This window comes from Zooshikella ganghwensis DSM 15267, assembly GCF_000428585.1.
Classification (GTDB): Bacteria; Pseudomonadota; Gammaproteobacteria; order Pseudomonadales; family Zooshikellaceae; genus Zooshikella; species Zooshikella ganghwensis.
The window spans coordinates 13,132-24,472 of sequence record NZ_AUAF01000008.1 but is presented as its reverse complement, the minus strand read 5'-3'; the positions used below and the strand labels follow the sequence as shown (position 1 = coordinate 24,472).

The window sequence follows — 11,341 nt, the reverse complement described above, 5'->3', positions numbered from 1 at the left end:
CAACATCCTTTTCTTTTTAAATATTTCCACCCCTGGTATTCCCGTGCTTGAACCTACGAACAACATATTTATTCAATTATTTCGCCGGTTTCGTCACTGGCAGTTGTCCATCAGAAAAAAATTCGCCATTTTATTTACACTCATTTTAGGGGTTTTTGGTGGACTATTTGCCTTTATTGCTCATGAAGAAATTTCTGCAGGAAACACACATTTAGCACATGCATTTGGTAAAACTATTACCCAGCAGCTTGCCGAGAGCGCAGCAAGCCTTATAACGAGTGGTGATCAGCTCAGTTTAAATGTTCTCTTAAGTCAGCTTGTTGCAAACCCTTATATTTACAGTGCAGAAGTATTTAGTATCGATAACCGCTTACTAGCAACAGTGAAAACCAAGTCCAAACTAAATAGCCAGCCTTATCCCAAAATTTTTTCGGCGCCAGTGCATTACCAAAATGTTTTAGTAGGTCATATTCGAGTGCGACTCGACCAAGTTATGACTGCCAAACCTGCACGTGAAGCTATGTTTATGGTCATACTGAGTAGTGTGATGCTATTAATTTGCGGGCTCATATTGCTAATGCGACAAACACATCAGCTTACTTTTCGTTTAAAACGGCTGGCAATTGCATTACAACGCAAAGATGAACGAGCATTACGCACCTTAAGCCAGACAACCTATCCCGATGAAGTGGGTAGTGTTCAACGGGCACTTAGTGCACTGCTTCCTGCCCCCGAAGGTGAAAGTATTCCAGAGCCAACTCAAACAGCCATTGTCGGCATTCATCTCCATAACTTGACTACGCTGCAGCAATATATGCTTGCTGGCGATTTTCAAGATCTACTCAGCCACTTTACTGAGCTACTACAAGTCATTACTGATGAATACGAAGGCAAGTTAAGTTTTACCGCCGATGGGCATGCTGTCGTACATTTTTCTGACGCATTAAGTTTTTCTGAACTCGTCAGCCACGGTCTTTATTTCATCAATGAGTTGGAAAGCCGAAGAAAAGAGGCCGCACTGGATACCCTCAAAATAGGCTGTGGCGTTGCACTTGAGATGGCAGAACAACAAACCCAGGAAAATGCTCACCCGCTACTGGCTCATAACCCACTTGCCGTTGCCCTTCAACTAGCGTCTATTGCTAAAACCAGCCCCTTGATACATAAAGATGATCTTTCGTTTTGCAAGCAACTCTCCTTTGAGGCAAACCCTATCGGTCCAGAAGCTAAAATTTTTAGCCTTTACCCACTTTCACCCGAACCGGTATAACAAAAAAAGCAGCCACTGGGGCTGCCTTTTTACTTTCCGATGACGTATGAGAAACTCTACACTAGTTGCCAGGCTCTATTTCAATTGAATCCACCTTTTGGAAACCTCGAGGTAATTTGCTTCCTCGACGGCCTCGTTCACCATGGTAGTGGTCAATATCAGCCGGCTTAAGTGTCAACTTCCGCCTTCCTGACCGAAGGGTCAAACTATCACCCGACGCAAATAACGTCATCGCTACCACAAACTCTTCTCGCTCAGCTACCCTCGGTGCGGGGATATTAATGATTTTATTACCCTTACCTCGTGCCATCACTGGCAACTCAGCCAAAGGAAATACCAGCATTCGGCCTTCGTTACTGATCACTACCAACCAATCCTGCTCAATATCATTCACTTCAACGGGTGTAAGCACACATCCCCCCTCAGGCAAGGTTAACACTGCTTTACCCGAGCGATTTTTGGTCACCAGCTCTTTAGTGGGTACAACAAAACCATAACCTGCATCTGAAGCCATTAAATAGTAACTAGGCTCTTCTTCAGCAGACAAAATACCAATAAAGTTTGCACCAGAAGGTACATTGAGACGCCCAGTAAGAGGCTCACCTTGCCCCCTTGCAGAAGGCAGGGTATGCGTAGGCAAAGTGTAGGCTCTTCCTGTAGAGTCTAAAAAGACGGCAGGTAAGTTACTTCGCCCTCGCATAGACATTAAGTATTTATCACCCGCCTTATAGTTCAAGGCTGTAGGATCGACTTCATGTCCTTTTGCAGCTCTCACCCAGCCTTTTGCAGACAATACGACAGTTACAGGGTCAGAAGAAAGCATGTCTGTTTCATCCATTGCTTTCGCTTCTGCTCGACTCACAATAGGTGAACGACGATCATCTCCATAGGACTTGGCATCAGCCAGCAGCTCTTTTTTGATCAACGTACGCATCCGTGCAGCTGAGCCTAACGTTTTCTCCAGCTTGTCTCGCTCTTTGGCTAAATCATCCTGTTCGCCACGAATTTTCATTTCTTCCAGCTTAGCGAGGTGCCTTAATTTTAAGTCTAAAATGGCTTCTGCCTGTTCAGATGACAAGCCAAAGCGCTCCATTAATACTGGCTTAGGCTGATCTTCTGAACGAATAATTTCGATAACTTCATCAATATTCAAGAAAGCAATTAACAAGCCTTCTAAAATATGCAACCGTTTCAGTACTTTATCCAAACGATACTGTAAACGACGACGTACTGTATCAGTTCGATACGTCAACCATTCAGACAGAATTTCATTAATGGGTTTAACATGAGGACGGCCATCTAACCCGACCATATTCAAATTGATACGGTAAGATTTTTCCAAGTCAGTGGTTGCAAATAAGTGCGCCATTAAACGCTCAACATCCACCCGATTGGATTTAGGCACAATTAGCAGTCGAGTTGGATTTTCATGATCAGACTCATCACGTAAATCCGACACCATGGGAAGCTTTTTACTTTGAATCTGTGCAGCAATCTGTTCGAGAATCTTAGCACCCGACACCTGATGGGGTAACGCGGTAATCACTATATCGCCATTTTCCTTATGGTAAACGGCTCTCATTTTTAATGAGCCTCGACCTGTCATATAGGTCTTAATTATCTCATTCTGTGGGGTGATAATTTCAGCTTCAGTTGGAAAATCTGGAGCCGGTATAAATTGACAGACATCTTCCACTGTCGCTTTTGGGTTATCCAGAAGATGGACACAGGCATCCACAACTTCACGTAAGTTATGCGGGGGAATATCCGTCGCCATTCCTACCGCAATACCCGTACTGCCGTTTAGTAACACATTGGGAACCCGGGCAGGTAAACAGGAAGGCTCCGACATTGTGCCATCAAAGTTAGGCACCCAATCAGCGGTTCCCTGACCAAGCTCGCTCAGTAATACCTCAGCATAATTCGCTAGTTTGGCCTCGGTATAGCGCATGGCTGCAAATGACTTGGGGTCATCAGGCGACCCCCAGTTACCTTGACCAGAGACTAAAGGGTAACGATAGGAGAATGGCTGAGCCATTAATACCATGGCTTCATAACAGGCTGAATCACCATGAGGGTGATATTTACCTAGTACATCCCCTACTGTACGCGCGGATTTTTTAAACTTGGCTGTCGCTTTTAACCCAAGCTCACTCATCGCGTAAACAATACGCCGTTGAACAGGCTTCAAGCCATCACTAATGTGCGGGAGTGCTCGATCTAAAATGACATACATCGAGTAATTCAGATAGGCATTCTCTGTGTAGGAATGCAACGACTGACGTTCTACACCATCATCGCCAATCACAATATTTTCCATAGCAACCAACTCACTTAAACTTTGCTAGTGCTTATATACCTTGAGCTACACAAGGTATATCAACTAAAGACGCGGACTAATTAACTTCAGCCTGATTACCCACTAACTCCAACCAAGCTTTACGATCAGCAGCGCGTTTTTTGGCTAGTAACATATCTAATGTTTCGAAGGCTGCTTCCGCATCATCTAATGTCAACTGGACCAGCCGTCGAGTATCGACAGACATTGTCGTTTCCCTTAGCTGTAAGGGGTTCATTTCACCTAACCCCTTAAACCGCTGTACATTGATTTTGCCTTTTTTCTTTTCCGCTTCAATGCGATCCAGAATGCCCTGCTTTTCAGCATCATCCAGTGCATAGTAAACATCTTTACCTACATCAATTCGGTAAAGGGGAGGCATGGCAACATAAACGTGGCCAGCCTCAACCAATGCCCTAAAATGGCGAACAAAGAGTGCACAGAGCAGTGTGGCAATATGCAACCCATCTGAGTCTGCATCCGCCAAAATACAAACCTTGCCGTAACGCAGCCCAAAAATATCTTCTGTCCCAGGATCTACTCCCAGTGCTACCGCAATGTCATGAATTTCCTGAGAAGAAAGCACATCCCCTGAATCCACTTCCCAACTGTTTAGAATCTTACCTCGAAGCGGCATGATGGCTTGAAACTCTCTATCTCTGGCTTGTTTTGCTGAGCCTCCTGCCGAATCACCTTCAACTAAAAACAGCTCACTATAAGCAGGGTCCTGACTAGAGCAATCCGCTAACTTACCAGGCAATGCGGGACCTGCAGTGACTTTTTTACGGGCTACCTTTTTAGATGCTTTTAATCGCTGCTGGGCATTACTGATACAGAGTTCTGCAAGTTGTTCAGCTTGTGCTGTATGTTGATTCAACCACAAACTAAATGCATCTTTTACGACACCAGATACAAAGGTTGCACACTCCCGAGATGACAGGCGCTCTTTAGTTTGTCCGGAAAACTGAGGATCAGCGAGCTTTACAGATAAAACATAGCAGCAGCGATCCCAGATATCATCAGGTGCCAACTTCACCCCTCGGGGAAGCAGGTTACGAAACTCACAAAACTCACGCATGGCTTCTAAAAGACCTGTTCTCAGGCCGTTAACATGAGTTCCGCCTTGCGCAGTTGGTATCAGGTTTACGTAGCTCTCAGCTATTTGCTCTCCCCCTTCGGGTAACCACTGTACAGCCCAGTCAGCCGCTTCTGTTTTACCAACCATAGAGCCGACAAAGGGGTCACTCGGTAATGTTTCAGCATTTTTAGTGGTAGCAACAAGGTAATCTTTCAAACCATCTTCGTAGTACCAACTTACTGTTTCATTGGTTCCGAGATCTTCAAACTCAACATGAAGCCCTGGACACAGTACGGCTTTAGCACGCAGCACATGATGTAGCCGAGAAACCGAAAACTTTGCTGAGTCAAAGTACTTCGCATCAGGCAAAAAGCGAACTGTAGTACCTGTATCACGCTTTTTACACGTACCCACAGCTTGCAAGTCTTGGGCTTTTTCACCATTCAAAAAACCCATGCGATACGTTTGACCACTACGCTTAATAGTGACTTCCAAATGGCTAGAAAGCGCGTTTACAACAGATACCCCTACACCGTGTAACCCACCTGAAAACTGATAGTTTTTATTTGAAAATTTACCTCCAGCATGAAGGCGAGTAAGTATCAGTTCAACCCCAGAAATACCCTCTTCAGGATGTATATCCACCGGCATTCCGCGTCCATTATCAGAAACTTCCAGCGAGTGGTCAGGGTGTAAGGTCACTTTCACATGGGTTGCATGCCCTGCTAAAGCCTCGTCAACACTGTTATCAATCACCTCCTGAGCGAGGTGGTTTGGACGAGTTGTATCCGTGTACATACCAGGCCGCTTGCGAACTGGATCAAGACCACTTAATACTTCAATGGATTCAGCGTTATATGTACTCATAATTAATCTGTACTAGCCCCTGTTATGATCGACAGGTGGTAACACTCCGAAAAAGTCATAGATCTTTTCCAAGTGTTGCTCAAAATGGTCAAAGTGGTGACTACCACCTGGTTCAATAACCTGTGGTGAGCTTTGAAAATAATTGACTGCTTGACGATAATCTAATACATCATCAGCTGTTTGTACCATCAACAAACAGTCCACTGGATGACTCAACTGACTAACCTTTAGTGCTTTAAGTTCAGCAATATGCTGCTCTGTAAGGGTAAACCTTTCCTCTGTATATGGGTTAACATTGTCACCCAAATAATTACATAGTAATTCATAAGGCTTAATTGCAGGGTTAATCGCAACGAGTTTTACGCAACCGATATCTGTTTTTTCTGCAATTAAGCGCTCTCGTAGCCAAATACCATAATAACCACCTAATGAACTGCCGATCAAATATACATCAGAAGCTACCGACTTCGTAGCAAGTAATTCCCACAAATATTCTGCAGCTTGTGTCGGATAGCACGGTAGCTGTGGCACTATATACTGATGTTTAAAGCACTGCTGCGCTAAAGACTCCTTCATTAGTTGTGCTTTTTTTGAAGTAGGAGCACTCAAAAAGCCATGAATATAAATAATGATAGATTCGCTTTGCATATCTTACCTTGAGTTGCTAACACTGCTCTAACAATAACCAACAGTGATTCTTGTTTATCAGCAATGACTAGTATAATGCTAGAGCCAGCTATACATAGCTCAACAGCAGTCTGAACAATACTCAGCTAGCGAATAGATTGAGCTATGGGAGAGTGATGATGGACTAATCGCTCAATGTTGTACATAAATACAACAGTTAGCGCTTTTAGGCGATAATAAAAAGGATTAATTATTCTGGGGATAAGCGGCTGCTTATTACTTCACACTCAGTCTTTAGTTAAGAGACAAATTAGTAACCTTTGACACTGTAGTCAATCTCAAAGTCAATATGCGTCACTCTCTCAACAAATGTATCTATCTGCCCATCAGCACCTAGACGGAAAACCCGATAACCTGGCGCACTCTCATCTGCCTGAAAAGTTTCGCTACCTGGCGAAAACTGTACACACGTAGATGGAGAGGCGAGCACTCTAATACCGTCATGAACTTGATCATATTCCTGATGAATATGCCCACAGGCAATAGCACGAACACTGTCATAATTAGCAAGCGTTTCAAACAAAGCTTCTGCATTACGCAAACCAATTTGATCAATCCATGCACTATTTACAGGTACAGGGTGGTGATGAAGACAAACAAGTACATTAGGTCGCTCAGCATTTTTGAGGGAAGTATTTAAAAAGTTCAGCTCAGCCTGACTCAATTGACCAAATACCTTACCAGGAACCGTTGAGTTCAGCATAATAATTTGCCAGTTCCCAGTGGTAATCTTTTTATACAGGTTTGTTTTACCGGCAAACAGTTGGGCCATCACTCGAAACTCATCATGATTCCCTGGCAGCCAATATGACGACACGCCCATACCATTTACCAGCCGAGCAAACTCTTTATAAGATCGGAGTGAGCCATCTTGGGATATGTCACCAGTAGCTAATATTAAGTCTACGTTATCAATATCCAGTTGAATTTTTTTAATGACTTCTTTGAGACTATCTTGGGTATTCATACCCAATAAACGACCATCAGCCGTTTGAAAAAGGTGAGAGTCCGTAATCTGAATTATGGTAACTGTGTTATTAGAATTGTCGGCAGACAACGTCTGACTCCTGCAATCGAGTGAAAAGCTGACCAACGATTTTAACTCAATAAAAACTCACTTATTGGTGAGCGTCTTACCTACCCTACAATTTACCTACTATAGCAATCTTGTTTCCATCCCCAACTTAAGATCGCACATAATCAAACACAGTTCACATAAAAACTGTTTCACTGTGAGGGTATGCTAACCATATCAAGATCATACCCATGCTCCAAACAGTTTACCAAGCACTCCGACAATAGCCGATTATGCTGAGCCTTTTCATCAGGATAAAACATCTGAGGGTTTGGGTAAGGGTATTTTGCTGCTGTATTGCGTTGTTTATGAATACTTATTACCTCTGCCATGCTCACATCATGGTAAAGACGCACTTGAAATAGTGGAAGTATTAGCCAAGAGCCAAGCCCTTGCTCATAGCGCATACTTAAAACAGTGGTATATTTACAGCGCTCAACCACAGTAAACGTCACCATAAACTGCTGGCTTCCCATTCTTACAGCGAGATGTGCCTGTTCTTTTGTTTCCAGTCCAGGCAACAGCTTAAGAAAGCGAGCATAGTTTGTTTCACACTGTGTTTGTAGCTCAACGAGGTCAACTTTGTATTCAGCTTTACCCATGTTCTGCTCACTGCTTTGCAATATCTTTCAAGCATAAAACTTGACAAAAAAAACGCTTTATACTTGGTAATTTCCTGATTATAAAGGCTTTTAATAACACTACTTTCTTAGAAAAGCATATCATTGAAGCCCTATTTAGGGAAATAAGCTGCCGAAATAACAACTGTATAAATTTCACCCTTCTACCAACTTTTTATTCCGCTGATTTACAGGAATCCTGACGCCATAAGATTATCCTTGTTCGCTTACAAACCTCCCTAGGGAAAGCAGGTCGTTGTTCATTTCACCGCTCTAAAATTTGTTACTCTTTGTTATTACATATCAATATTTGATAATCTTCTCTTATTAAATATTGTTTAGCGCAATAATTAACTATTTGAGTACAGTTTTTTGTTATAACAGTATACCCGTTCTTGCCAACCAAACTGACGAGAACCCTAAAGGCTCAGGAATCTTTTTACTATGAAAAAGCGACGTTCACCCAAATGGTTTTTGGTGACAGCACTAGTCCTCGTCCCCCTGTCCTCTTTTGCTGATAAGCCTCTTGATCTTATGGAAGTTTATCAATTAGCTCTGGATAATGACGCAGAATTTGCTGCCGCCAAAGCTGCACTAAAGGCGGGAGAAGAACTGGATGACCAGGGCAGATCTCAACTTTTACCCCAAATCTCAGCGAGTGCCAGCACCCAAAAAACCAAAACTCACCTGCTGGATGCCAACGATTTAGCTTCGACTAACCGCACCACTAGCGGTAACTCGCACGGCTGGTCAGCTCAATTGCAACAGCCACTGTTTGACTTAAGTAAGTGGTTTAACTACACACGTTCCAAAGTGCTAACAGAACAAGCCCGCCACCAGTTTCAGCTTGAACTACAAAAACTCATCTTGCGAGTGGCAGAAGCATATTTTGATGTGTTAAGAGCACAAGATACCTTGGCTACAGCAAAAGCTAAAGAAGCAGCCTTCAAGCGGCAATATGATCAGGCAGAGCAACGTTTTGAGGTTGGCCTTGTCGCCAAAACTGATGTATTAGAAGCTAAAGCCAGCTATGACACTGCACGGGTCGACCGAATTGTTGCAGAGAACGATGTCGATGTCAGTTTAGAAAAGCTGCGTACCATTACTGGTGAGTACGTCCCCTCTATCGGTAAGCTTGATAAACAAATGCCTGTCAAAACGCCTATCCCCAACCGCCGCAAAGACTGGGTTGACAATGCAATGACACAAAACCTGGATATCAAGGTTGCCCGAGACTCAGTTCGTGCAGCAGAAGAATTATTAAGACAAAATAAATCAGGCCACGCCCCTACTGTTAATGCTGTGGCTCAATATGAGCATACCGCAGGAGCTTCAAGTACCAGCTCAATTGATGATTTTTCTGGAAAGTCAGATAGAACTGTTTACAAGCTCCAAGTTGACCTGCCTATTTTTTCAGGTGGCTTAACGAGTTCTCAAGTCAGAGAGTCCACCCATAAGCTGACTCAGGCTCAAAAACAAGAGGAGTTTGCTCAGCGGAATGCCTTTCAGAATACCCGCAATCTCTTCAGCACCATTGTGGCTGACGTGCAAAAGGTTGATGCACGCTGGCAAAGTACCATTTCATCTATGAGTGCCCTTGAGGCCACTGAAAGCGGTTATGAAGTTGGAACTCGGAATATCATTGATGTCTTGCAAGCCCAGCAAGTACTGTATAACTCTCAGCGAGATTATCTCAATGCCCGCTATGACTACATTATCAACTCTTTACGCCTAAGGAGAGCAGCAGGCACGCTTGATGAACGTGATTTAAAAACATTGAACAACTGGGTGACTAAAAAGCAAGATACTGAACTGCTCCCACCACTCAACTATCAATAACAACATTGTAAACTGAACTTTACTGCCTAACCCATAAGCCGAGACGCTGATAATAATGAAGAGTCTCTTGGCTTGTGGGTAGTTTTTGCTTGTGATGAGCGAGGCTACCGTACTATCGCCCTTCATTATCCTCCTTTCACTTCGCGCGATTTATTCCTTTATTTGTGAGCTTGGCAAAGACCCCCTTTCTTGGTGAGCTAAGCCAGTTATTGCAGCAATGTGCACAAGCAGCCGGTCAATAGCACCTCGGTGCTGAGAAACCAGTTGCAACCCCTTCTGCCCTAATATCTCAGCCTGTGCTGGGGATTTTAAAAGCTTTCCAACTTCTATAACCAAGGTTTCTGCATCATTAACCCACAGCAACCCTCCACTCTCACTTAACAGCTTGCTAATCTCCATAAAATTAAAAACATGAGTTCCAGTTAGCACAGGTTTACCAAGAGCAGACGCCTCAAGCATATTATGCCCACCATGAGGTACTAAGCTGCCACCGATAAATGCCACATCACATGCCGCAAAAAACATTAATAGCTCACCCATAGTGTCACCTAAAATAACTTGGGTTTGCTCATCTGCTAGTTGCTGACTAGTCCGGCGTATATAGCGAAGTCCAGCTTGCTCAATGAGTGTTGCCACCTGATTAAACCGCTCTGGATGCCTTGGTACCAATATCAAAAGTACCTGTGGATGAGTTTTTAGTAACTGTTGATGAGCCCTTAGCACCTGCTCATCTTCCCCTGGATGCGTACTTGCTGCTACCCAAACCGCCTGTTTTTTGCCACTTTCCAGCCATTGTTGCCTCAAGGTGCAACCTGTAGCCACTTGGTCTTGATCTGGCTGAAGATCAAACTTGATGCTTCCTGTCACTGATACCTTGTCAGCAGCAACCCCTAAATCTTTAAATCTATCTGCTGATGCCTGATCTTGAGCAGCTACCAGCGATAATTGCCTTAACATTGGTTCGACGAGCGATCTGAACTTAGCATAACCATTGGCAGATTTATGCGATAGGCGCGCATTTGCAAGTATCACGGGTATTTCTTGAGCATGACATGCTGCAATGGTATTCGGCCAAAGCTCGGTTTCCATCATAATTGCTAGATCTGGCTGGATTTTGGCTAAAAATCGCTGTACAGCTCCTGGTAAGTCATAAGGCGCATAGACATGAAAGACTTGATCACCCAATTTACTTTTTACTTGAGCTGAGCCTGTTGGGGTCATTGTCGTTACCACAAGCTGATGCTGAGGGTAGCACTCTTGAAGCTTATTGATCAGCGGGATCGCAGCGAGGGTTTCACCGACCGAGACTGAGTGAACCCATATTGCTGGCCGACGAGTATTCCGCGGGGTAAACCAGCCAAAACGTTCTCTCCAGCGCTTTGCATAGTCTGGTGCTTTAACAGCACGATAGCTTAGCCTTAATAGCACAAATGGCATTACGCTATAAAATAACAACGTATAAAGCAGGCGTGATAGCAATGACTTCTCCCAACTGACATAGAATCAAAAAAATTAAGGTCCCTAATGATGAATACAGCACAGCATGCTAACTCATCCACTCTGCAGA

At 43.7% G+C, this 11,341-nt stretch carries 8 protein-coding genes; 2 read left to right on the top strand and 6 right to left on the bottom strand.

Annotated elements, in window-relative coordinates; all coding sequences use genetic code 11:
• Positions 1 to 43: 43 nt before the first annotated feature.
• Positions 44 to 1,270 (top strand): hypothetical protein, encoded by a 1,227-nt coding sequence (locus tag F607_RS0103130; protein WP_027706880.1) that lies wholly within the window; start codon positions 44 to 46, stop codon positions 1,268 to 1,270.
• A gap of 61 nt (positions 1,271 to 1,331) precedes the next feature.
• On the opposite strand, the gene parC is transcribed toward F607_RS0103130, so the two are convergent.
• The 5 genes from parC to F607_RS0103105 form a co-directional block, all read right to left on the bottom strand.
• Positions 1,332 to 3,590 (bottom strand): DNA topoisomerase IV subunit A, encoded by a 2,259-nt coding sequence (gene parC / locus F607_RS0103125; protein WP_038289822.1) that lies wholly within the window; start codon positions 3,588 to 3,590, stop codon positions 1,332 to 1,334.
• 76 nt (positions 3,591 to 3,666) lie between these two features.
• Positions 3,667 to 5,553 (bottom strand): DNA topoisomerase IV subunit B, encoded by a 1,887-nt coding sequence (parE, locus tag F607_RS0103120; protein WP_211233588.1) that lies wholly within the window; start codon positions 5,551 to 5,553, stop codon positions 3,667 to 3,669.
• Between the two features lie 12 nt (positions 5,554 to 5,565).
• Entirely contained in the window at positions 5,566 to 6,201 is a 636-nt protein-coding gene (locus F607_RS27950; protein ID WP_038289818.1) for a YqiA/YcfP family alpha/beta fold hydrolase, read from the bottom strand.
• Positions 6,202 to 6,490: 289 nt separating this feature from the next.
• Positions 6,491 to 7,297, bottom strand: a complete 807-nt coding sequence (gene cpdA / locus F607_RS0103110; protein WP_027706877.1) for a 3',5'-cyclic-AMP phosphodiesterase — start codon at positions 7,295 to 7,297, stop codon at positions 6,491 to 6,493.
• A 170-nt stretch (positions 7,298 to 7,467) separates the two neighbouring features.
• Positions 7,468 to 7,917 carry a DUF1249 domain-containing protein gene (locus F607_RS0103105; RefSeq protein ID WP_027706876.1) on the bottom strand — a complete coding sequence of 150 codons (450 nt, stop codon included), beginning with the start codon at positions 7,915 to 7,917 and terminating at the stop codon, positions 7,468 to 7,470.
• Positions 7,918 to 8,379: 462 nt separating this feature from the next.
• Here F607_RS0103105 and F607_RS27945 point away from each other — a divergent pair, with 462 nt between their 5' ends.
• On the top strand, positions 8,380 to 9,774 hold the full coding sequence (locus tag F607_RS27945) for a TolC family outer membrane protein (RefSeq protein WP_051310796.1): 1,395 nt from the start codon (positions 8,380 to 8,382) through the stop codon (positions 9,772 to 9,774).
• Positions 9,775 to 9,924: 150 nt separating this feature from the next.
• Here the strand turns inward: F607_RS27945 and waaA are convergent, their stop codons facing one another.
• Positions 9,925 to 11,253, bottom strand: coding sequence for a lipid IV(A) 3-deoxy-D-manno-octulosonic acid transferase (waaA, locus tag F607_RS27940; RefSeq protein WP_084611084.1), 1,329 nt, complete (start codon positions 11,251 to 11,253; stop codon positions 9,925 to 9,927).
• Positions 11,254 to 11,341: the final 88 nt, after the last annotated feature.

What these genes read in the sequence shown, in the direction of transcription:
- parC (WP_038289822.1), bottom strand. Translation starts at nt 3,590, where the DNA reads ATGGAAAATATTGTGATTGGCGATGATGGTGTAGAACGTCAGTCGTTG.
- parE (WP_211233588.1), bottom strand. Translation starts at nt 5,553, where the DNA reads ATGAGTACATATAACGCTGAATCCATTGAAGTATTAAGTGGTCTTGAT.
- F607_RS27950 (WP_038289818.1), bottom strand. Translation starts at nt 6,201, where the DNA reads ATGCAAAGCGAATCTATCATTATTTATATTCATGGCTTTTTGAGTGCT.
- F607_RS0103105 (WP_027706876.1), bottom strand. Translation starts at nt 7,917, where the DNA reads ATGGGTAAAGCTGAATACAAAGTTGACCTCGTTGAGCTACAAACACAG.
- F607_RS27945 (WP_051310796.1), top strand. Translation starts at nt 8,380, where the DNA reads ATGAAAAAGCGACGTTCACCCAAATGGTTTTTGGTGACAGCACTAGTC.